Annotated in this window: 32 protein-coding genes and 1 tRNA gene; 30 read left to right on the top strand and 3 right to left on the bottom strand. The window is 66.7% G+C overall.

What is annotated here, in order from left to right; all coding sequences use genetic code 11:
* Positions 1 to 30: 30 nt before the first annotated feature.
* Genes ON43_RS36515 through ON43_RS36495 form a run of 9 tightly spaced genes read left to right on the top strand, consistent with a single transcriptional unit; the run spans position 31 to position 2,993 of the window.
* Positions 31 to 561, top strand: coding sequence for a hypothetical protein (locus ON43_RS36515; protein WP_157514324.1), 531 nt, complete (start codon positions 31 to 33; stop codon positions 559 to 561).
* A 19-nt stretch (positions 562 to 580) separates the two neighbouring features.
* The gene (locus ON43_RS45240; protein WP_157514323.1) at positions 581 to 730 is read left to right on the top strand and encodes a hypothetical protein; all 150 of its coding nucleotides are present in this window, start codon (positions 581 to 583) and stop codon (positions 728 to 730) included.
* Positions 720 to 932: a hypothetical protein gene (locus ON43_RS45235; RefSeq protein ID WP_157514322.1), complete on the top strand. Its 213-nt coding sequence runs from the start codon at positions 720 to 722 to the stop codon at positions 930 to 932. The genes ON43_RS45240 and ON43_RS45235 overlap by 11 nt, the downstream gene beginning before the upstream one ends.
* Entirely contained in the window at positions 929 to 1,153 is a 225-nt protein-coding gene (locus tag ON43_RS45230) for a hypothetical protein (protein ID WP_157514321.1), read from the top strand. Before ON43_RS45235 ends, ON43_RS45230 begins: the two co-directional genes overlap by 4 nt.
* Positions 1,150 to 1,524 (top strand): hypothetical protein, encoded by a 375-nt coding sequence (locus ON43_RS36510; RefSeq protein WP_040815080.1) that lies wholly within the window; start codon positions 1,150 to 1,152, stop codon positions 1,522 to 1,524. The genes ON43_RS45230 and ON43_RS36510 overlap by 4 nt, the downstream gene beginning before the upstream one ends.
* Positions 1,525 to 1,526: 2 nt before the next feature.
* Positions 1,527 to 2,195, top strand: a complete 669-nt coding sequence (locus tag ON43_RS46535; RefSeq protein WP_040815077.1) for a hypothetical protein — start codon at positions 1,527 to 1,529, stop codon at positions 2,193 to 2,195.
* Positions 2,192 to 2,371 (top strand): hypothetical protein, encoded by a 180-nt coding sequence (locus ON43_RS45225; RefSeq protein WP_157514320.1) that lies wholly within the window; start codon positions 2,192 to 2,194, stop codon positions 2,369 to 2,371. Before ON43_RS46535 ends, ON43_RS45225 begins: the two co-directional genes overlap by 4 nt.
* Complete coding sequence (locus tag ON43_RS36500; RefSeq protein WP_040815076.1) at positions 2,368 to 2,718, top strand: hypothetical protein; 351 nt, start codon at positions 2,368 to 2,370, stop codon at positions 2,716 to 2,718. Before ON43_RS45225 ends, ON43_RS36500 begins: the two co-directional genes overlap by 4 nt.
* Positions 2,715 to 2,993 carry a hypothetical protein gene (locus tag ON43_RS36495; RefSeq protein WP_040815074.1) on the top strand — a complete coding sequence of 93 codons (279 nt, stop codon included), beginning with the start codon at positions 2,715 to 2,717 and terminating at the stop codon, positions 2,991 to 2,993. Before ON43_RS36500 ends, ON43_RS36495 begins: the two co-directional genes overlap by 4 nt.
* On the opposite strand, the gene ON43_RS46530 is transcribed toward ON43_RS36495, so the two are convergent.
* Positions 2,974 to 3,396: a MerR family DNA-binding transcriptional regulator gene (locus tag ON43_RS46530; RefSeq protein WP_040815072.1), complete on the bottom strand. Its 423-nt coding sequence runs from the start codon at positions 3,394 to 3,396 to the stop codon at positions 2,974 to 2,976. The two genes, ON43_RS36495 and ON43_RS46530, sit on opposite strands and share 20 nt — an antisense overlap.
* A 140-nt stretch (positions 3,397 to 3,536) precedes the next feature.
* Positions 3,537 to 3,920, bottom strand: coding sequence for a hypothetical protein (locus ON43_RS36485; protein WP_040815070.1), 384 nt, complete (start codon positions 3,918 to 3,920; stop codon positions 3,537 to 3,539).
* A 119-nt stretch (positions 3,921 to 4,039) separates the two neighbouring features.
* Between ON43_RS36485 and ON43_RS36480 the strand changes: the two genes are divergently transcribed.
* From ON43_RS36480 to ON43_RS36400, 18 genes are all read left to right on the top strand, one after another.
* The gene (locus ON43_RS36480) at positions 4,040 to 4,219 is read left to right on the top strand and encodes a hypothetical protein (RefSeq protein WP_040815068.1); all 180 of its coding nucleotides are present in this window, start codon (positions 4,040 to 4,042) and stop codon (positions 4,217 to 4,219) included.
* A gap of 238 nt (positions 4,220 to 4,457) precedes the next feature.
* A tRNA-OTHER gene (locus ON43_RS45215) sits at positions 4,458 to 4,579 on the top strand.
* A gap of 159 nt (positions 4,580 to 4,738) precedes the next feature.
* Positions 4,739 to 4,963 (top strand): hypothetical protein, encoded by a 225-nt coding sequence (locus ON43_RS36475; RefSeq protein ID WP_157514319.1) that lies wholly within the window; start codon positions 4,739 to 4,741, stop codon positions 4,961 to 4,963.
* Between the two features lie 2 nt (positions 4,964 to 4,965).
* A complete protein-coding gene (locus tag ON43_RS36470) occupies positions 4,966 to 5,220 on the top strand; it encodes a DUF7427 family protein (protein WP_040815065.1) in 255 nt (84 codons plus the stop codon).
* The gene (locus ON43_RS36465) at positions 5,217 to 5,507 is read left to right on the top strand and encodes an HNH endonuclease signature motif containing protein (protein ID WP_040815063.1); all 291 of its coding nucleotides are present in this window, start codon (positions 5,217 to 5,219) and stop codon (positions 5,505 to 5,507) included. Before ON43_RS36470 ends, ON43_RS36465 begins: the two co-directional genes overlap by 4 nt.
* Before the next feature lie 103 nt (positions 5,508 to 5,610).
* Positions 5,611 to 5,922, top strand: coding sequence for a hypothetical protein (locus tag ON43_RS44130; RefSeq protein ID WP_218003466.1), 312 nt, complete (start codon positions 5,611 to 5,613; stop codon positions 5,920 to 5,922).
* Positions 5,894 to 7,336 (top strand): terminase large subunit domain-containing protein, encoded by a 1,443-nt coding sequence (locus tag ON43_RS36455; protein ID WP_051179729.1) that lies wholly within the window; start codon positions 5,894 to 5,896, stop codon positions 7,334 to 7,336. Before ON43_RS44130 ends, ON43_RS36455 begins: the two co-directional genes overlap by 29 nt.
* 12 nt (positions 7,337 to 7,348) lie before the next feature.
* A complete protein-coding gene (locus tag ON43_RS36450; protein ID WP_051179728.1) occupies positions 7,349 to 8,872 on the top strand; it encodes a phage portal protein in 1,524 nt (507 codons plus the stop codon).
* Complete coding sequence (locus tag ON43_RS43035; protein WP_051179727.1) at positions 8,847 to 9,596, top strand: VG15 protein; 750 nt, start codon at positions 8,847 to 8,849, stop codon at positions 9,594 to 9,596. Before ON43_RS36450 ends, ON43_RS43035 begins: the two co-directional genes overlap by 26 nt.
* A 52-nt stretch (positions 9,597 to 9,648) precedes the next feature.
* Positions 9,649 to 10,278 carry a hypothetical protein gene (locus ON43_RS36440; protein WP_040815061.1) on the top strand — a complete coding sequence of 210 codons (630 nt, stop codon included), beginning with the start codon at positions 9,649 to 9,651 and terminating at the stop codon, positions 10,276 to 10,278.
* A 44-nt stretch (positions 10,279 to 10,322) separates the two neighbouring features.
* A complete protein-coding gene (locus ON43_RS36435; protein WP_040815059.1) occupies positions 10,323 to 11,279 on the top strand; it encodes an SU10 major capsid protein in 957 nt (318 codons plus the stop codon).
* Positions 11,279 to 11,521: a hypothetical protein gene (locus ON43_RS36430; protein ID WP_040815057.1), complete on the top strand. Its 243-nt coding sequence runs from the start codon at positions 11,279 to 11,281 to the stop codon at positions 11,519 to 11,521. The genes ON43_RS36435 and ON43_RS36430 overlap by 1 nt, the downstream gene beginning before the upstream one ends.
* 15 nt (positions 11,522 to 11,536) lie before the next feature.
* Positions 11,537 to 11,959, top strand: coding sequence for a Gp19/Gp15/Gp42 family protein (locus ON43_RS36425; protein WP_051179725.1), 423 nt, complete (start codon positions 11,537 to 11,539; stop codon positions 11,957 to 11,959).
* On the top strand, positions 11,956 to 12,318 hold the full coding sequence (locus ON43_RS36420; protein WP_040815055.1) for a hypothetical protein: 363 nt from the start codon (positions 11,956 to 11,958) through the stop codon (positions 12,316 to 12,318). Before ON43_RS36425 ends, ON43_RS36420 begins: the two co-directional genes overlap by 4 nt.
* A 2-nt stretch (positions 12,319 to 12,320) precedes the next feature.
* Entirely contained in the window at positions 12,321 to 12,587 is a 267-nt protein-coding gene (locus tag ON43_RS36415) for a hypothetical protein (RefSeq protein WP_040815053.1), read from the top strand.
* The gene (locus ON43_RS36410; protein ID WP_040815051.1) at positions 12,580 to 12,984 is read left to right on the top strand and encodes a hypothetical protein; all 405 of its coding nucleotides are present in this window, start codon (positions 12,580 to 12,582) and stop codon (positions 12,982 to 12,984) included. Before ON43_RS36415 ends, ON43_RS36410 begins: the two co-directional genes overlap by 8 nt.
* A gap of 67 nt (positions 12,985 to 13,051) precedes the next feature.
* A complete protein-coding gene (locus tag ON43_RS43030; RefSeq protein ID WP_051179723.1) occupies positions 13,052 to 13,861 on the top strand; it encodes a phage tail tube protein in 810 nt (269 codons plus the stop codon).
* A gap of 94 nt (positions 13,862 to 13,955) precedes the next feature.
* Complete coding sequence (locus tag ON43_RS36400; protein ID WP_040815049.1) at positions 13,956 to 14,273, top strand: hypothetical protein; 318 nt, start codon at positions 13,956 to 13,958, stop codon at positions 14,271 to 14,273.
* Here ON43_RS36400 and ON43_RS45210 read toward each other — a convergent pair.
* The gene (locus tag ON43_RS45210; protein WP_157514318.1) at positions 14,270 to 14,413 is read right to left on the bottom strand and encodes a hypothetical protein; all 144 of its coding nucleotides are present in this window, start codon (positions 14,411 to 14,413) and stop codon (positions 14,270 to 14,272) included. The genes ON43_RS36400 and ON43_RS45210 overlap by 4 nt on opposite strands.
* A gap of 328 nt (positions 14,414 to 14,741) precedes the next feature.
* On the opposite strand from ON43_RS45210, the gene ON43_RS43025 reads away from it, so the two are divergent.
* The 3 genes from ON43_RS43025 to ON43_RS36385 all read left to right on the top strand — a co-directional run.
* Positions 14,742 to 17,501, top strand: a complete 2,760-nt coding sequence (locus ON43_RS43025; protein WP_167333487.1) for a phage tail tape measure protein — start codon at positions 14,742 to 14,744, stop codon at positions 17,499 to 17,501.
* 3 nt (positions 17,502 to 17,504) lie between these two features.
* Entirely contained in the window at positions 17,505 to 18,455 is a 951-nt protein-coding gene (locus tag ON43_RS36390; RefSeq protein WP_040815047.1) for a hypothetical protein, read from the top strand.
* On the top strand, positions 18,456 to 18,796 hold a 341-nt coding region (locus ON43_RS36385; RefSeq protein ID WP_040815046.1), incomplete at its 3' end, for a Gp37-like protein.

The following is an 18,796-nucleotide window of genomic DNA, read 5'->3' as shown; positions in this document are numbered from 1 at the left end:
CCTTCACCCCAGCGGGTTTCACTCGCCAGCGTGGCGGCTAGGTGGCCGGAATCGCTGAAGCAAGCCCAGCCCGAAGCCCAGCGAATGACCAGCGCCGCATTCACGTGGACCGAACGGGCCTTGCTGCTCGCCACGGACAGCGTTGTCTACGACTTCCTTTGCTGGCCGAAATCCGGAACCGAACGCCGGCGCGAGGGCACACGATCCGGCGGCGGCCACGGCTTCGACTTCCGATGCACGACAACGGCAGTCGTCGGGGAATGGCGCACCGTCCGAGTTGTCGAGCGGTACCCGAACAGCGAGGCCAAGCGTCTCGAATTCGGCGAACTGATCGGCGACGCGCGGGTCTCCTACCGCCGCCTACAGCGCTGGGGCGAATCGATGCCGGCGGCCGTGCGCGAGTGGGCGCAGACCTGGGACACCGTGCTTCCCGAGGACACCCGCGACCCGATCGCCCTGACCGCGCTGGTGCTGAGCCTGCTGCTCGATCCCTCCCTTGTACCCGCGCTGAAGCGCGAACCCGTTGACCTGCTGGAACTTTTGGAGATGACCAATGCCTGAGCGTGTTTCAAGTTCCGTCTTGCGCGAGTTGCTGGCAACACCGCACCGGGTCGTCCTGTACGACGCTCGCGAGGTGATCACCGAGCTTCTCGAATGGCGAGACGGTCAGCCCACCAGCCTGCTCGACACCGTGGCCGAGGCGGTAGGGGAGTGGCCGAATGAGCGCTGACCGCCGCCCCTGGTTCGAAGCGTACGAAGCTGCGCGGGAACGCCATTCGCAAATGCTGATCATTCCCGCCCGGCGACCCCAACCCATCCCGCCGACGCGCGGCGTGCTGCTGCCCATCGAACCGCCCGTAGCGCCCACGCCGAGAGGCGTTTTCGGCTCGGCGCTGGCCATGCTCCGCACCATCCTGAAGGGGGACGAATGACCGCCACAGCAATCACGGTTTGCCGCCCAACATCCTGGGCGGTTTTCAGCCGCGAACCGGTGGGCGATCGCTGGTGCTTCGCCTGTCGCAAGCGCCTGCCTCACGACAGGATCGTGGAAGGCGAGGACGGCGAGAGCTACTACGACCCGATCGCACGATTCGATTGCTCAGGCTGCCATCGGGACCGCACCCGCTTCCCCGGACGGGAGGTGACCGAGTGACCCGCTCACGCGCCAGCGCCCGCAGGGCCGGAACCGCATTCGAGACCCTCATCGCGAATTACCTCGCGGCCCACCTGGACGACCGGATCGAACGGCGAACCCGCACCGGCGCGAAGGACCGCGGCGATATCGCCGGACTCCGCGGGGCGTGCGCCGGGCGAATCGTCGTGGAGTGCAAGGACTACGGCGGCCAGATCAAGGCGGGCGAATGGCTCGGTGAGGCCGAGGTGGAGCGCGGCAACGACGACGCCGCGGCCGGAATCGTCATAGCGAAACGGCGCGGAACCACCGACCCCGGCGCGCAATTCGTCCTGATGACCGTGCGCGACTACGTGGCCATATCCAGTGGACGACGACCCCCGGAGGCGTGACCATGACGACGGATGCCGATCACCTTTACCTCGACCGCGCGAAGGTGCGCGCCCTCCAGGAGTTGCTGCGCCAAATCCCCGCGCTGGCCGAGGATCTCGCCATCACCGAGACGAAGCAGGCCCGCGTCAGCAAGTCCGGATTGGGCGCGGTGCGCCGCGGCCGACACCGCACCGCCCTGCCGATCCACCTCGGTGCGTACGAAGCTGGGGAATGCCTGCGCAACGCGCTGACCACCTGGATACGGGCGGTGTGCGAGCAACGCGCCGTCACCCTGCCCGACGCCGACAGCCTCACCGCCGCGGCCCGCTGGCTGAACCGGAACGTCTACGCGCTGGCGCTGACCCCGGGCGCGGAAATGGCGCTGGACGATATCGCGTATGGCGTGGCCGAATGCGAACAGGCGATTGACCTTCCGCCCGAGGACGCGGTGGTGATCGACCCCGAACGGTTGGCGGCGGCCAATGCCAGCGTGCTCACGGCCTACCAGGTGGAGAAGATCGCCGGGAAGCTCGGCGACATCGGCAAGGGACTGAACCGGGACCGGGTGCGCTACCTGGTGCGCAACGGGCTGAAACCGTGCGCACAGGACGGGGACACGCAGTTTTTCGCGCTCGGCGACGTGCTGGTGAAGCACATGCAGCACAAGGTCAAGGGAAGGGGCGCGGCATGAGCGCGAGGCACTGCGCCGAATGCGCGTATCTGGTCTGGGGATTCGGTGCGCCGGACCGGTCATGCGATCGGTGCTGGCGCGAGGACAACCCGCACGGCCGCCGGATCCGGATCAAGTTCACGGCCGCCGAGGTGAACCAGGAAGTCCTGGCCGTGCTACTCGGGGAGAGGCTATGAGCGAGCACCACCCGCCCATCGAGGCGGCCCACTACCTACGGCTGCGCACGCTGGCGAAGTTCGGCCGTGTGGGCTTGGAACCGCGGCTGAACGAAGAGGACGCGGTGGCGCTGGAATCCCTGCTGAATGCGTGGCTGATCACCGACCCTGTGGCCGCCCGGCAGTGCTACGTCACCATCCAAGGCCCATGGGTGCGAATGCTGGCGACCGGCGTACGGATCGGCGGCGTCGTGGTGGGGATACCGATGGATTTCCTGGCCGACGAAGCAGGGCACCTATCGGACATGCTGGGTGAGGCGGCCGAGTTCGCGCGGATGACGAACGGGCAGGGAGGATCCACACCATGAGCGATGCCGACAGCTGGGACCTGGACGCGCCCGAGCCCACCTACGAAGTACAAGCCGACGGCCGCGTGGCGCTGCACGTGCTGGGCGCTCTGGGTGACGACGCATTCGCGGCGACGCCCTGGCACACCAGCACGAAGCCGATGCGCCTGTCGGTCTCTGAGATCGCCCGTGATTGCGACCTACCGGCCGCCGAAGTTGTCGGGCGTGACTACACGGCGGCCGGAGACGCGAACAGCCTGCACGATTTCCAGCTCGTCAACGATCCGCGCGTCTAACCGCCGGCCGCCGCTTCGGTCGGTTCGCATCGACCGTCCGGCGGTACCAGCGCTGGCCGCCCTCGGTTACGTCCGGCTCGACGTACTGGCCGCGAGAGATGTACCCGCGCAGCGTGCTCGGCGCGATACCGAGGTACTCGGCGACCTCGGCCTGTGTCAGCAGGTCGTCCGGATCCCCGGCCGGTTCGGGGGGCTCGACCAGGAACAGCGCCCGCACGACCTCATCGACGGCCGCCGCGTCGTAGACCTTCCACTTGCCGCGCTTGACGGGCAGGGCGGCAGGCCATCGTGGGTCGGTAACCCAGTGCTTTTGCACCGTGTTGAGCTTGCGGCCGTAGCGCTCGGCTATCTCGGCGGTGGTCAGTCCGGCCGCTGGTGCGGCTTCGGGATTCGGGTCTACCATCGCGGGTGACCTCCTTTCTTGGGTGGGTTATTCGGTCAGGCCAGCGGGTTCCGACTTTGGAGGCTTGCCTCTCCCGCTGGCCTGTCACACGCCTACAGGGCGGGTGCCCGGCCTCTCGACCGGGCACCCGCTTCTTGCTGTTACTCCTGGCCGAAGGACCGCAAGAGATCCTCTTCAGCCAGTCCCACTGCCTCGCTCGCGCGATCCATGGCGTAGATCGCGGCTTCGAGCATCCAGTCCTCGGAGTCGGCCCGGAGGCTCAGCCCGAGCAACGCCATCCCGGCCAGCCATTCCGTGACGCTGTGGAACAGCGCCACCTGGATGTTCTCGGCGATCTGAGCGCCCCGGAGCGCGTTGCGCGCGATCTGAAGGCTTCCGACCATCTGGCCGGTCGTGATGCCCTGCACGTAGGGCTTGATCACGATCGGGGTGTCCAGTGCGCCCAGGACCTTCGCGAGACGCCGGTACACGTCCAGCGAGCGGGCCTTGAAGTGAAACTGAAGGAGAGGTTCGAAGCTGCCCATTTCGGGGCTCCTTTCGGGTTGTGATTATTCGGTCTGTCGGCCGGGTTTCCGATCCCTTCCGACATGTATCACTATACAGCATTCATGTATCGATGTACAGCACTTTGTAGGATGGGTTCATGAGCGATTCGGGCAGCAGCGAACTCGCCTCGTCGGTGCTCAACGACATGTCGGAGTGGTGCGTGGTCTGCAAGGACTGGGCCTACCCCACCTGGACACTGACCTGGGTCGGTGGCCATACCGAGATCCGCTGCGGCATCCACGGCGGCCGTGACTTCACGCTGCCGCCCAAGGGTTGACCTTGAATCGTCGTTGTCCCTGCTAATGTGAATATCGTCAGGAGTGGCGTGCCCGGTTGGGCACGCCATTTCTCGTTCTTGCAGCGCGCCGCCGGGGACGACAAGGCCGGGTGATGCTACGCGCTGCAAGCCCACGTCCCGGCCAGAGTCGCCAGAGCCCCCCCCGCTACCTCTGTGCGCCAGCCTGGGCGCGCCCCGGCCAGTCCGTCCCCCCGCTGACGGCCGGGGCCTCAAACGTCCCTCGTAGTCCAGCGGCCGAAGACGGCATGGTCCGTACGGTGCGAGTCCGGTTCGCCTACAGGGTTGGGGCGGACGAATAGCCCCGGCGTGTCAACGCGGGTTCAAATCCCGCCGAGGGCAACCCGATCCCAACCGATGAGGAGAACGCAATGGGAACCATCCTGATGTCCGCCGGATCCGCTGTGCTGCACGCGATCAACTGGGAAGACCTGCTGGTCGCTCTGGTGCGGGCGATCTTCTGATGACACTGCATCACCCGATCCTGCGGCTACCGCTGTGGTGGCCGAACGTGCTGGGCTGCTGGCTGTTCGGGGCCTGGGGCTGATGAAGCACAACGCGCACGTGGTGGACTACAAGGTCAACATGGCGCGACAGATCGGCGTGGAGTACTTCGCCGCGGTCCCACAACGGTTCGTCCTCGGCGTGGATCCGGACGCGGTGATTCCTCCCGATATCGATCATGTCTGGATCACCCCGGTTGGTGTCCTCAGCGAGAAGGGCTGACCATGGCCCAAGTGCGCGGTGGCCATGCGTTCGCCATGTTCACCGCGGCCTGGGTGGCGTACGACATCCTGGCGGCCGAGGACGAGCAGCTGACCGACGCGGCCCGACGGCTACACCGCCGGCACCCGATCGGCTGGACCGTCGCCGTGCTGGCGACTACCGCGCATCTGCTCGACTGGTACCGAAAGGCCGGGGTGCCTGGCCTCGATCCGTACACCCGCGTTGCGTTGGCGGCGCGGCGAACGGCTCGGCGATGACCCAGCAGCGCAGCAGCACGGCGCGGTCCCGGCATCGGGCAGCGGTGCGGCGCGGTAAGCCGGACTGCGCGCTGTGTCACGGCGCGATCGACTACACGTTGCGCTCACCTCACCCACTGTCCTTCGAGGTGGACCACATCGTGCCCCTGGCCAAGGGTGGCACAGACACGCTGGACAACTGCCAGCCCTCGCACCGGCATTGCAACCGGCAGAAGTCCGACAAGATGGCCGAGGAGCTGGCAGCGATGCAGGCACCTCGGCTGTTCGTGACCGATCGGACCTGGTGACCCTGGGGGGTGGACCCCTGCGGGCCGCCAGCGGCAGCTCCGGGCATAGGCCGCTCCCCTCCATTCAGATTTTCCACAGGACGCAGCAAGGAGGCGATGCCCGATGCCGCCTCGCAAACCCAAGTTGCAGCTCGTAGCACCGGATGCGAACCCGGTACCGACCAAACCCGAGAAGCCGCCGACGATTCTCGAAGCGGCCGAGCAGGGTTCGCGCCTGGAGGAGCTGAAGGCCATGCGCCGCAGGCTCGCCCGCGCCTTGGACGACCCGAACACCGCCGCCCGCGACCTCGCCGCGCTGTCCCGGCGTCAGCTGGAGATCGGCAAGGAGATCGAGGCCATCGAGATCGCCGAGGAGGATGAGCACTCGGTGGTGGCGGGTACTGAAGATGAAGCCTGGGACGGAACCGGATACTGACCGGCCGCTGTCCGAGGTAGCGCGCCATGTCGTTGCGCCGGAGGGCATCCGCTCGACAGGCTGGCCGAGCGTGCGCGACACCTGCCGCCGCCTCGGTTGGGGATTCGACCGCTGGCAGGACGGAGCAGGCCGCCTGATCCTCGCCAAGCGCGCCGACGGCCTGTACGCCGCGGACACGGTGGTTATCAGCATCCCGCGCCAGGTCGGTAAGACGTACCTGATCGGCTGCATCATCTTCGCCCTGTGCCTGCTGTTCCCGCGGCTCACGGTGATATGGACAGCCCACCGCAAGACCACTGCCGCAGAGACCTTCGAGGCGTTCGACGCGATGGCGCAGCGGCCTAAGGTCGCCCCGCACATTCGGCAAGTGCTCCGTGGCAAGGGCGACGAGAAGATCATTTTCAACAATCGGAGCCGAATCCTGTTCGGCGCCCGAGAGTCCGGATTCGGCCGCGGCTTCAGCAAGGTTGACGTGCTGGTGTTCGATGAGGCTCAGATCCTCACCGATGCCACGCTCGAGGACATGGCCGCGGCCCAGAACGTCGCGCCGAACCCACTCACGTTCATGATGGGCACGCCGCCGCGGCCGAAGGACCCCGGCGAAGCGTTCACCCTCATGCGGCAAGAGGCGCTCGACGGCGAGGCCGATGGGTCGCTGTACATCGAGATCTCCGCCGACCGGGGCGCGGACCTCATGGACCGAGCGCAGTGGCGCAAAGCGAATCCCAGTTTCCCGAAGCGGACCAGCGAGCGCGCAATGCTGCGCCTTCGTAAGAAGCTGAAGGCCGAGGAGTCCTGGGCGCGTGAGGCAATGGGCATCTGGGATGAACTCGACCGTCACCGCCCGCTCGTCTCGGCGCGCGCCTGGACCGCGATGGCCGCGCCAGGACCGGACGACGGCACCAAGCCGAACGCCCTCGGTGTCGATATGTCGCACGACAAACAGATCTCGATATCGGCGTGCTGGCTCGGCGAAGAAGAGCAGGCCCACGGCGAGGAGATCTGGGCCGGACTCGACACCGACGCCGCGGCGAACTGGATCGCCGAGCGCGCCGGGCGGCGCATCCCAATCGTGATCGACAACATGTCTCCCGCATCGGAACTCGCGCCGCGCCTGCGCGCGAAGCGATGCCGGGTGATCACCACCAGCGGCCCGGACATGGCGAAGGCGTGCGGCCAGCTCCACAGCAAGATCCGCGCCGACCGATTCACCCACGCCGACCAGGAGGCCACCGCGAACGCGATGGCCGCCGCCCGCAAGCGCCCCATCGGCACCGCCGGCGGGTGGGGCTGGGACCAGCGCGACGAAACCGCGTTCATCGCCCCGATCGTGAGCATGACCCTCGCTCTGTTCGGGGCGCTGGCCACGACCAAGCCCAAGCGCAGCACCGGCCGCGCGCTCGTCATGCGATGACAGGAGGTCACCGTGACCGTTGTGGCCGACCTGGCCCTTGCTGAGCTGCAAAGCCAGCTGTCCGGCGTGCCCGCGGGCATGACGCCGGATGAGGCCCGCATCGCCTGGTGGCTGGCGGCTCGGCTGTTCGATCGGCGCTCCGATCTCCAGCTGTCGCGTTGGTACTACGACGGGATGCAGCCGCCGACCAACCTCGGCATTTCGACGCCGCCGGAGCTGGCGAGCCTGAGGGCCGTGATGGGTTGGTGTCAGTCCGGCGTCGATGCCATCGATGAGCGGCTGAGCGTGAACGGCTTCCGGCTTCCCAACTCGACCGCGGCCGACGAATCGCTGTGGCAGATCTGGCAGGCCAACAACCTCGACGCGGAATCCCCGCTGGTGCACCTGGATTCACTGATCTACGGATCGGCCTACGTAGTCGTCGGACCTGGCGACTCGAAGGACGCCCCGCCGGTGATCACCTGCGAATCGCCCATCGACATGATCGCGGTAGTCGATACGCGCCGCCGCCGCACATCGGCGGCCTATCAGACCTACATCGACACCGATCCGACATCGGAGACCTACGCGAGACAGCGTGCGGCCCTGTACCTTCCGAACGCCACTATCCACCTGGTGCAGGGAAGTCGGGGCTGGCAGGTTGCCGATCGCGACGACCACAACCTTGGCGTGGTCCCCGTGGTGGCGTTCCTGAATCGCCAGAGCACGCACCGGCGCGAGGGTCTCTCGGAGATCACCGACGCCTGGCGCAACACGGTCGATCGGGCGTGCCGGACCACGGTGGCGATGGAGATTGCGCGCGAGTTCTACGCGATCCCGCAGCGCTACATTCTCGGCATCGTTGAGGGTGCATTCCAGGACGCCAGCGGCAATCTCGCGAACGTCTGGGAGATCATTCAGGGCAAGATGCTCGCCCTCGAAGCCAACGAGGACGGCACGCTTCCGCAGGTCGGTACGTTCGCCACCGGCGACCCGTCGAACTTCACGAAGCTGCTCGATTTCGACGTGCGCACCATGGCGGGGCTGATGGGATTGGCCCCGCATTACCTCGGCATCTTCAACGAAGGCAACCCGGCCAGCGCGGACGCGATCAGGCTCAGCGATTTCCGGCTGAAGACCCGCGCCGATCGCAAGGCCCTGGCCTTCGGCGACTGCTGGGAGCAGGTCATGCGCCTGGCCGTCATGGTCGAGACCAATACTTCTCAGCTGTCGCCGGAAATGCTGGCGATGGAGACCGATTGGGCTCCGACCGGCATCCCGACCCCGGCCGCGGATACCGACGCCATGACCAAACAGGTGCAGTCCGAACTGGTTCCGGCTGAGTCGGACGTGGTGCTGTCCAAGCTCGGCTATTCGGCTGTGGAACGTGCCCGCATCGCCAGCGACCGCCAGCGCGCGCAAGGCCGCGCGGACCTACGCGCCATGGTCGAGGCCGCGAAGGCTCAGCAGGCCGCCGCCCAGCAGCCGCCCACGCAGCAACCGGGCGCGCAGCCCGCCGAGCAGGTGCCCAATGGCAACAGCAGCGCAAGTAGCTGAGTTCCGGTCAACGAATCAAGCCGTCGTTGACCTTGCGCTGCAACAGCTGGCCGAGTTTCTGGCGACCGAGCCAAGCGTCACTCAGCTGCAAGCGTTCTGGCCGGAGTTCGTTGCGACGTTCGGCCGGATCACAGCAACGACCGCCGCGGATTGGTACGACGAGCTACGCGCCGACGCCGCGGTACGGCCCGGCTACACGGCCGCGGTCGCCGAACCAGTCGGCGCTGAGCAGGCGCTCGGAACGCTGGCCTGGGCGACGGCCGACCGCACGGTGGTCGAATCTCCCGGACCGGGAGCTGGCCCAGAGGCCGCCGCGGTGGTGCGCCAGGTTCCCGCGACGGCCGAGCAGATCTCGGCTCGGCTGACCAACGCGACGCAACGCCTTGTGTTGCAGCCCGGCCGCGCCACGATCTCTGCCGCGGCGGCCCACGACCCGGCAAAAGCGCGGTGGGCGCGGGTGCCGAGCGGCAAGACGTGCGCGTTCTGCCTTGTCCTCGCCTCCCGCGGAGCTGTCTACGCCACAAAGGCCACCGCGGGCGGGATGCACAAGTTCCATGACGACTGCAATTGCACGCCAACCCCGGTGTGGCGCAACAGTCCATACCCGGAGGGCTACGAGCCGGACACGCTCATGCACCAGTACAACGCCGCCCGCTCGGCCGCCGACGGATACGACCTGAAGTCGATCCTGTCGGCCCTGCGAACGCAGCAGAGCATCGCCTAGACCCCCCGAGGCCGAACGGCCCCGGACCGATCCCGAAACGGGAGACCGCACCATGTCCGATCAGCCCGAAACCCAGCAGGCCGCGGCCGAATCCGCGCCTGTGGCACCGGAGCCGGCACCCGCCGCGCCCGAGCCGCAGGCCAGCGAGCAGACCGCGCCGAAGCCGACCGAAACGGCCGACTACTGGAAGGCCAAGGCCCGCGAGTGGGAGACCCGCTCGAAGGCCAACGCGGACAAGGCCAAGCAGTTCGACCAGCTCACCGAGCAGTCCAAGACCGATCTCGAGCGCGCACAGGATGAAGCGAAACGCCTCACCGAGCGAGCCGATTCGTTCCGGGACCGAGCGGTGCGCGGCGAAGCGAAGGCCCTCGCAACCGATTTCGCCAATCCCGATGTGGCGGTGCAGCTGCTCGGCGGCCTGTCCGGCTACATCGATGATCAGGGCGATATCGACACCGACCGCATCAAATCCGATCTCGATGCGCTGCTGAAGCGTGAGCCCTACCTCGCTCGCGTCCAGGAGCCGACAGGGATGCGGCCCAATCCGGCGCAAGGCCAGTCCGGCAGTGCGCCGCTGACTGCGAGCCAGCAGGCGGCCGAGGCGCAATCGCGCGGCGATTGGAAGGCCGCGGGCGCGATCAAGGCCGACCAGCTGCTGAAGCTCGCGCAGCAAAACCGTTGAACGGCAGGGGAGAACCTGCCGACCCACGAAAGGAGTAGTCCCCCATGGCTACTGTTTCCGGGCAGGGCACCACATTCAACCTGCCGAACTACACGGGCGAACTGTTCTCGGTCGCGCCGAGTGACACCCCGTTCCTGTCCGCCATCGGCGGCCTGTCCGGTGCCGCCACCACGAACTCGGTCGAATTCGAGTGGCAGACCGAGGGTTTGGAGACCACCTCGGTCAACAACTCGAAGGTGGAAGGTGCAGCGGCACCCACCGCGTCCGAGGTGGACCGCCAGAACGTCTCGAACGTGGTCGAGATCCACCAGGAGGCCATCGAGGTCAGCTACACCAAGCAGGCCGCGGTGGGGCTGCACAACGGCATCAACATCGAGGCCAGCAACCCGGTTCGTGACGAGCTGGCCCACCAGGTGATGCTGAAGCTCCGCAAGGTCGCCGTGGACATCGAGAAGTCTTTCCTGTCCGGCGTTTACGCCAAGCCCGGCACCAACGCCACCGCGCGCACCACCCGCGGCGTGCTGACCGCGATCACCACCAACGTGTTCGCCAACGGCGGCACCAACCGCGCGCTGACCAAGGCCATCATCGACAACGCGCTCTCGGCGATGTTCACCGCCGGTTCCCCGCTGGACCAGGACAACACCGTGCTGATGCTCGGTCCGGCACAGAAGATCGCCCTGTCCAACCTGTACGCCACGGCGACCCTGAACACCCCGACCCAGACCCGCAACGTTGGCGGTGTCGCGGTGGACACCGTGATCACCGACTTCGGCACCTTTGGCGTCATGGTGAACCGCTGGTTCCCCGCGAACCAGATCGGCGTGGTCGATCTGTCGGTGTGCCGGCCGGTGTTCCTGAACATTCCCGGCAAGGGCACGGGTGTGTTCGTCGAGCCGCTGGCCAAGACCGGCGCGTCGGATAAGTACCAGCTGTACGGCGAGGTCGGTCTGAACTACGGCCCCGAGGTGTACCACGGCCTGATCAAGGACCTGACCTGATGAGCTACGTATTCACCGCAACCCACGCCGTCGAATTCTCCGAGGACGGCGCAACCCCGTGGGCGAAGTTCGAATTCGACTCAGCGTCCTCGGAACTGGTCAACGGCGTCACCGTGAAGCGGTACCGCTTCGAGACCGGAGACGCGAAGATCGCCGCCCGGCTGCGCAAGGTCGATGACTACGGCATTACCGAGCTCAAGGCCACCGCCAAGTCGGACGACGACGCCGAGACCGAGAAGTAGGGAAGGGGGCCGCCCATGGCCGCGTTCGCGACGTATACGGACCTGGCCGCCTACTGGCGGCCCCTCACCCCCGAGGAGCAGGCGAAGGCGACGACCCTGCTCGACTACGCGGCGTCGATCATCCGCGCCGAATGGCCGGACATTGACGCCCGGATCACGGCCGGGTTCGATCCGAAACTCCCCAAACTGGTTTCGCTGGCCATGGTCAAACGCGCCATGCTCGCCAGCAACGCCGAGGGCGTATCGGCGACCAGCCAGACCGCCGGGCCATACGCGCAGTCTCAGACCTTCACCAACCCCACCGGCAATCTGTACCTCACCGCCTCCGAGCGGCGAATGCTCTCGCCGGGCGGGACCAGGCGCAAGGCGTTCACCGTCAACACCATGCCGACCGGCGCGGGAACTGGCCTGCCCTATTGGGATTCGGCGACGCCATGACGTTCCCGACCCCGCACACCATCGGCCTACATGTCTGGACCGGTACGGGCGAGGACGACCACGGCAACGCCATCGACGTCTACACGCCCCCGCTCGACCAGACCGGGGCCGCGCACGCCGTAATCGGCTGGTCGGTCCCATCCGCCACCACTCCCGCGGTTGCCGGGCACGACCGGACCGTGGTCGATGTCGAGCTACTGGCACCGCCCGGCTTCCCGGCCAAACCGCGGGACGTGATCGACCTGCCGTACGGACCTGCTGGACAGTTCGCCGTCGTCGGCGAAGTCCAAGGCACCGAAGGCAACCCGTTCGAATGGGCGCCGGGCGGCGTCCTGAATCTCCAGAAGGTAGAGGGGTAGCCATGGGTAAGAAGCTGGTGATCAATAACGCTGGACTCTACGATGTCCGCCAGCAACCCCGCGTACGGGTGGATCTGATGCGGCGCGCCGAAGCGGTTGCTGCAGCAGCGGGCGGCCGTGAGGCCGGGTACCTGGTCAACTCGGACCAAGGCGAGAAGAACCCTCAGGGCCGTTGGCGCGCAACGGTGTACACCGCCACCGCTCGGGCCATGGTCAGCAATGCCAAGCACAACATCCTGGTTCGCGCGTTCGGGGCCGCGCGTGGCTGAAGCCGTCGCACCGATCGACGCGGAGGCCGTAGTCGTCGCTGCGCTGAACGCTTCGTTTGCCGGCCGCGGCGAAACGGCGAAGGTCGCGACCAGGGTTCCGAACCCGATGCCGTCGCGGATGGTCCGCGTCTCGCTGGTGGCCACTCACCGCCAGACCCCCGGACATTTCTACGGCTCGATTCTCGTGGAGTGCTGGGCGGCAACGGAAGTGGCGGCCAGCGCCCTTGCCCGCACCACGTACGCCCTGCTGTTCGCGATGGATGGCGAGGACGTGGCGGGCCACCACATCGCGGACGTGACCGAGGTCGGCGGCGTTGTGAATTTCCCCGACCTCGATGCGAGCGTGCCGCGCTACCAGTTCACTGCGGATCTGCTGATCGGCGGCGAACTCATCTGACCTACCCGGCAACGGGAGGACTCCACACCATTTCGGGGCCTGCGAACCTCCGAAAGGAAGCACAGCCATGGCCGGAGCATCCGTTGCCAAAATCGGTGTCGGCGCGCCCAATAAGGCGACGGGCGGCGTCCTGGTCGCCCCCGCGGGCACCACACTCCCCGTCGGCGTCTCGGGTGACGTGAGCACCTGGACCAAGCTGGCGTATGTCGCCGATGACGGTCTCCGTCCGTCCGGCGACCGCAGTTCGACCGACATTTACGACTGGTCGGGCGATCTCATCTACTCGCCGCAGGACCAGCACTCCACCGCGTTCCAGCTGAAGCTGATCGCCGCGTTCGACAGTGACGTTCTGTCCGAGGCGTTCGGCGCCGCGAACGTGACCACCGTCGGCAGCCTCACCACCGTCAAGGAGACCGGCGACCCGCTCGGCGTGCACCCCTGGGTGTTCGATATGCGCGACAACGCCAAGAAGGCCCGCATCGTTGTGCCGGCCGGGCAGATCACCGCAGTCAAGGAAGACCCGATGGTGCGCAACGGCCTTCAGGCGTTCGACGTCACGCTGACCTGCTACAAGGACGACACTGGCGTGAAGGCGTACCGCTACTACGACACCGGAGCCACCCCGTCTGCGCCGACCATCAGCGCGCACCTGCCCGCCACGGTCGGTGTCGCGGGCGGCGACTTGCTGGAGCTGACCGGCACCAACTTCACCGGCACCACCGGCGCGACCGTCGGCGGCACCGCCGCCACGAAGTTCTTCGTGGTCAACGATCAGACCCTCATCATCACCGTGCCGGCCAAGTCCGCCGGTTCCTACCCGGTGATCGTGACGAATGCTGTCGGCCCCTCGGCCGGACACAACGTCACCTTCGCCTAACAGACCCCGACGGCACGGCTTTCCTTCGCAGGCCCCGCCGTGCCGTCGGGCCACACCATCGAGGGCCTGCGCAATACGAAAGGGCCTGCGAGCCATGGTGTTCCAAGTTCCCGAATCGAAAGCCAACCTGAAGAAGAATCGGTTCGAGTTCAAGGTGGCTGGCGAGGTGCTCAGCCTCCCGAAGATGGACTACATGCCGAGCGAGGTGGACGACTACCTGGTGTCGATCCAGGGAACGAACCTGTCGATCACCGCGTATCTGCTGGGCATCATCACCGCCTGTGATCCCGAAGTGGCCGAGCGGATCCGGGCCGCACGCCTGAACCGCGATCAAATCCAGTCGCTGCTGGATGCCTGGCGGGAGGCGTCGAAGGTGACCGAGGGGGAATCCTCGGATTCCTCGAAGTCCTAGCGGATTTCGAGGAATCCATTACCTACGACCTTCTCAGCGTCGGCCGCAGCGTCGATGAGCTGGGGCACTCGATGAGCTGGTGGGAGTTCGGCGTATTCCTGCGCCGACACCCCGGCCAATACGCGCGCGAAGTCGCGCACCGTATGGCCCTCGAAGCTACACCGCCGGAAGAACGGGCTGTGGGCGGCCGGGCCGATGCACTCCCCATCGATGAGCTGAACACATTCCTGGGCTGGGACTGAAGGAGGTTGTGTGACAACCGAACTCGCTACCGGATACGTCTCGATAGTCGCCGACACCAGCCAGATTCCGCGCCAGCTGGCGCAGGCGTTCGGTAGCGCAGGCCAAGCGGCGGGCCAAGCGGGCGGCGAGAGCGCATCTTCCGGGATGCTCGGCAAGCTGAAGGGCATCAAGGGTGGCGAGATCGGCGCGCTACTCGGCGGCGCGTTCGCCGTCGCGGGGGCGTCGGTGGCCGGGCTGTTCGTGTCGTCGCTGAAGTCCGGCCTGGACCGCGAAAAGGCCATGGACATGACCCAGGCCCGCCTGGGCGTGGATGACGCCACCATGGCCCGGATCGGCACCGCGGCCGGGCGCGCCTACAGCGCTGGGTTCGGCGAGTCCGTCGAAGGCAACCTGGACGCCGCGCGGCGCGCGATTCAGTCCGGATTGCTGGACTCGCATGCGACCGCGCAGGAAACGCAAGCCGTGGTCGAACAGCTGTCCACGGTGTCCGACCTCATGGGCGAGGAGATTCCGGCGGTCGCCCGCGCGGCCGGGCAGGCGATCAAGACCGGGATGGCCGACAACGCCACCGAGGCGTTCGACCTGTTCACCGCAGCAGAACGCAACGGGCTCAACGTGTCCGAGGACTTCTTGGACTCGGTGATCGAGTATGGCACGCAATTCCGCAAACTGGGCCTGTCCGGCCAAGAGGCTATTGGCCTGATCAACCAGGCCGTCAATGCAGGCGCGCGCGACTCCGATGTGGCCGCGGATGCCATCAAGGAATTCTCGATTCGTGTTGTCGATGGCTCGGAATCGACCTCGGAAGCGTTCCAGACGCTTGGGTTCAACGCCGATGATCTGACACGGCGATTCGCTACCGGCGGCACGACCGCGCGGGCAGCCGTGGGCGATCTGCTCGGCGAAATCAACAAGCTCGAGGACCCGGTAAAGCGGAACCAGATTTCACTGGCCCTGTTCGGCACCCAGGCCGAGGACCTCGGCATGGCGCTGTCGGACTTCAACCTGGACACCGCGGTTATCAGCCTTGGCAAAGTGAGCGGCGCGGCGCAGGACGCCGCCAACACGATGAGCGACAACGCAGCGTCGAAGATCGAGACCGCGAAGCGCAGTATCGAAACCTCGACCGACGCGATAAGCGGCGCGCTCGCAAAGGCATTCGGCCCGGCGCTGGGACAGGTGGCCGACTGGGTCACCGCGCACCAACCCGAGATCATCGGGTTTTTCGGCACCCTGACCGAGTGGGTTTTCAAGGGCGCGGATGCCTTCCTGGCCTTCTCCTCTACCTCGCTGCGCGCGCTGGCGTCGTTCGCTGAAGGCGCGGGCCAGACCCTCGAGTCGTTCATGCAGCCGCTCGGTAAGGTCGCCGAGCTGTTCGGAAAGCTCACGGGCAATGAGGATCTGGAGAACCTCGGCAAGGGCATGGAGGACCTTCAGGACAAGTTCAACGGCGCGGCCGACACCGCCCGCAAGCTGGCCGACGACATCGACAACACCGCCCGGCCCAAGCTCCAGCAGTTCGGGCAGACCATCGCGGACAACATCAAGGACGTCCAGATGTCCCAGGAGGTTTTCCGCGCCCTAGGGACCACGGTTGCGACGCTGCCCGACGGCCACACGATCGAACTTCAGGACAACACTCCGGAGACGACGGCGCGCCTCGAGGCCCTTGGCCTGAAGGTCACGACTCTGCCCAACGGCAAGGTGATCGTGACGGCCAATACCGAGGACGGGCAAGCCAAGATCGATGCCTTCATTCTCGCCAACACCGGCAAGAAATCGATCACGGTAAGCATGATGGCCGATTGGTCGCGGGTGGACGCGGGAATCGCTGCGCGCCAGAACAATCCGAACTACAAGGCCCCGGACTTCTCCCCGGAGTCCGGTTACGTGCACTACGCCGACGGCGGTATCCGTCAGCCTGGAATCGCCGACGGTACGAAGGCGATCCTGTGGGGCGAGGCAGGTCCGGAGGCGTACATCCCGTTGGACCAGTCCAAACGGGGCCGGTCTACGGACCTGCTCGGCCAGGTCGCCAGCATGTTCGGCTACCAGCTGACCCCGATGGCCGCGGGCGGCATCGTGCCCGGCAAGGCGTTCGCGCAGAGCGTGGACCCGGCCGTCTACCAGCTGGGAGGGTTCTCCACCTCGGCTATGGACTGCTCCGGAATGGTCTCGGCGACAGTGAATTCCGCGCTGGGCCGTGACCCGTTCGAGTCGCGCATGGCGACCGGCAACGAGGGCGAGTGGCTGGCCGCCCGTGGCGCGGTCGCGGGCCTCGGCGGGCCTGGGGATATCTCGGTCGGCTGGACGACCAACGGAGCAGCAGGCGGGCACACCGCCATGACGCTCAGCGACGGAACCAACGTCGAAGCCAACGGCGCCGAAGGCGTCGTGATCGGCGGCCCGGTCGGCGCGAACAACAAGATGTTCGACCAGTTCATGCACATTCCGGCCGCCCTGCTGCGCGGCAGTGACGCGGGCGTAGGCGTCGGCGGCACCGGCGCGGCGGGCGTGGGAGTCGGCGGCACCAACGGCGGCGGCCTCGGCACCGGCGGCGGAACTGCTGGCGGCGGCACGGGCACCGGCGGAACCTTCGACGCCTCGCAGGTTCCCGCCGGCGTGACGCCGGTCTGGGTCGTGAACTTCGGCACCACCACTACGCCGAACGCGGACACCAGCGGCGCGACCCCTGCGAGCGTGGACACCACCGGCGGGGGCGGCACCACCTCCACCGGCGAAGTGCAGACGGTGCAGCAGGCATGGGACTCGGGCATTTCCAAGCTCCAGAGCGCCGGGCAGAACTTCCTGTCCGAGAACTTCAGCGACGCACTGGGAACCATGGGCCTGCGCACCTCGGGCGGCGCGGTACAGGAAATCGTTTCCCAGCTGTCCTCGAAGTGGTCCGAGATCCTCACCGCCGCAATCAAGAACATCAACGCGCAGCAGGTTGCCGCGTCCAGCCGCTACAACGGAAGGGGCTGACCTGTGGCGGATCGCAAGGGCCTGACAATCATCCTGCACGGGTGCGACGGATCGACCTGGCACGTACACGGCGAAGGCGCAGGGCGCGAGGGCGTCTACTTCGCCAAGGACCAGATCGAAGGTCTATTCGTCCCGCCCACGCGCACCGCATGGGCATCGGGTGCTCGGCAGGTCGGCGGCAAGATGAAGGGCCGCTGGTATGACCCGCGAGACTTGAAGCTCGGGTTCCACCTGGTCTCCGCTCGCGTCCCCGACGGCGACCAGGAAACCCTGATCTCACAGTTCTTTCAGGCCGTGGACTTCCGCGAGGACGATTACGACTGGGACGCGGTGCTCCCTCGGCTCCAGGTGATCTCGCCGAAGTCGGATCGTTGGCTGAACGTCCAGCTGTGGCAGCAGCAGGACTTCAACCCGGGCATCGATCCCCTGATGCGCAACCACGCGAACCCCTCCCTACCGCTGCGCGCGGGAATGCCTTTCTACCAAGAGGATCCGGTGGTCACCACCTGGTCCACGTCCAGCACGTCCGGATCCGGATTCATCACGGTTTCGAACCCGACGCCAGTTCCCATGAACCACAAATGGATCCTGACCCGCGGCACATGGACGCTTCCGGATCGATCGTGGGAGGGACCGAAGCATCGCCGCGTGCTCGGCACCTCGAAGCGCACCGGCCGCGACGACTCGGCGCGGGACATCCTCATGCCGCCGATCGGGACCGTGCAGGGTGGCGCGACCGTGGACCTGGACCCTGAACAGCTCATGGTCCGCGACGCGCACGGAACCAATCTGCTTGGTCAAATGCCCGTTCCCGGCCGGTATTTCGAGTACGAGATCCCGCCGTGGACACAGCCCACACAGTTGCCCGTGAGCGTGACGGGCGCACCGGCGGGCGGGGCCATGGTTCAACTTGTCCAGCCGCGGCTGTGGCCCTTGCCGATCGGAGGTCAGTAGATGCCGGCACCGGTCACGACGATCAATTTCGGCCTGACCCTCGAGGAACAGTGCCGCGCCATCTGGACCGCCACCCGAGAGCAGGCGCGCAAGCAAGAGCGTATGCGGCTGGCCGATCCCACCATGTTGTTCTTCGACGGCGAGATGCGGCTACAGCACCTGGTCCGGAACGAGTACGGGACATCGGTGGCGATCCCGTCGAACGACACCGGAACCATCGATGTCACGGTGCCGTTCGACAGCCCTGTGGGCCAATGGCTCTGGGAGGAACAGGAGCGCATCGACCGCGGCGAAGGCAGCAACTTCAATGTGGTGATCGAGTACTGCGGTAGCCGAATCGG

Source organism: Nocardia concava NBRC 100430 (genome assembly GCF_000308815.1).
Lineage (GTDB): Bacteria > Actinomycetota > Actinomycetes > Mycobacteriales > Mycobacteriaceae > Nocardia > Nocardia concava.
The sequence above is the reverse complement of the archived record's forward strand: the minus strand, read 5'-3'. Positions and strand labels throughout refer to the sequence as shown.

Excerpts from the sequence above, each read along its gene's own strand:
- ON43_RS45235 (WP_157514322.1), top strand. The coding sequence starts at position 720 with ATGAGCGCTGACCGCCGCCCCTGGTTCGAAGCGTACGAAGCTGCGCGG.
- ON43_RS45230 (WP_157514321.1), top strand. The coding sequence starts at position 929 with ATGACCGCCACAGCAATCACGGTTTGCCGCCCAACATCCTGGGCGGTT.
- ON43_RS46535 (WP_040815077.1), top strand. The coding sequence starts at position 1,527 with ATGACGACGGATGCCGATCACCTTTACCTCGACCGCGCGAAGGTGCGC.
- ON43_RS45225 (WP_157514320.1), top strand. The coding sequence starts at position 2,192 with ATGAGCGCGAGGCACTGCGCCGAATGCGCGTATCTGGTCTGGGGATTC.
- ON43_RS36500 (WP_040815076.1), top strand. The coding sequence starts at position 2,368 with ATGAGCGAGCACCACCCGCCCATCGAGGCGGCCCACTACCTACGGCTG.
- ON43_RS36495 (WP_040815074.1), top strand. The coding sequence starts at position 2,715 with ATGAGCGATGCCGACAGCTGGGACCTGGACGCGCCCGAGCCCACCTAC.
- ON43_RS46530 (WP_040815072.1), bottom strand. The coding sequence starts at position 3,396 with ATGGTAGACCCGAATCCCGAAGCCGCACCAGCGGCCGGACTGACCACC.
- ON43_RS36485 (WP_040815070.1), bottom strand. The coding sequence starts at position 3,920 with ATGGGCAGCTTCGAACCTCTCCTTCAGTTTCACTTCAAGGCCCGCTCG.
- ON43_RS36480 (WP_040815068.1), top strand. The coding sequence starts at position 4,040 with ATGAGCGATTCGGGCAGCAGCGAACTCGCCTCGTCGGTGCTCAACGAC.
- ON43_RS36470 (WP_040815065.1), top strand. The coding sequence starts at position 4,966 with ATGGCCCAAGTGCGCGGTGGCCATGCGTTCGCCATGTTCACCGCGGCC.
- ON43_RS36465 (WP_040815063.1), top strand. The coding sequence starts at position 5,217 with ATGACCCAGCAGCGCAGCAGCACGGCGCGGTCCCGGCATCGGGCAGCG.
- ON43_RS44130 (WP_218003466.1), top strand. The coding sequence starts at position 5,611 with ATGCCGCCTCGCAAACCCAAGTTGCAGCTCGTAGCACCGGATGCGAAC.
- ON43_RS36455 (WP_051179729.1), top strand. The coding sequence starts at position 5,894 with ATGAAGCCTGGGACGGAACCGGATACTGACCGGCCGCTGTCCGAGGTA.
- ON43_RS43035 (WP_051179727.1), top strand. The coding sequence starts at position 8,847 with ATGGCAACAGCAGCGCAAGTAGCTGAGTTCCGGTCAACGAATCAAGCC.
- ON43_RS36440 (WP_040815061.1), top strand. The coding sequence starts at position 9,649 with ATGTCCGATCAGCCCGAAACCCAGCAGGCCGCGGCCGAATCCGCGCCT.
- ON43_RS36435 (WP_040815059.1), top strand. The coding sequence starts at position 10,323 with ATGGCTACTGTTTCCGGGCAGGGCACCACATTCAACCTGCCGAACTAC.
- ON43_RS36430 (WP_040815057.1), top strand. The coding sequence starts at position 11,279 with ATGAGCTACGTATTCACCGCAACCCACGCCGTCGAATTCTCCGAGGAC.
- ON43_RS36425 (WP_051179725.1), top strand. The coding sequence starts at position 11,537 with ATGGCCGCGTTCGCGACGTATACGGACCTGGCCGCCTACTGGCGGCCC.
- ON43_RS36420 (WP_040815055.1), top strand. The coding sequence starts at position 11,956 with ATGACGTTCCCGACCCCGCACACCATCGGCCTACATGTCTGGACCGGT.
- ON43_RS36415 (WP_040815053.1), top strand. The coding sequence starts at position 12,321 with ATGGGTAAGAAGCTGGTGATCAATAACGCTGGACTCTACGATGTCCGC.
- ON43_RS43030 (WP_051179723.1), top strand. The coding sequence starts at position 13,052 with ATGGCCGGAGCATCCGTTGCCAAAATCGGTGTCGGCGCGCCCAATAAG.
- ON43_RS36400 (WP_040815049.1), top strand. The coding sequence starts at position 13,956 with ATGGTGTTCCAAGTTCCCGAATCGAAAGCCAACCTGAAGAAGAATCGG.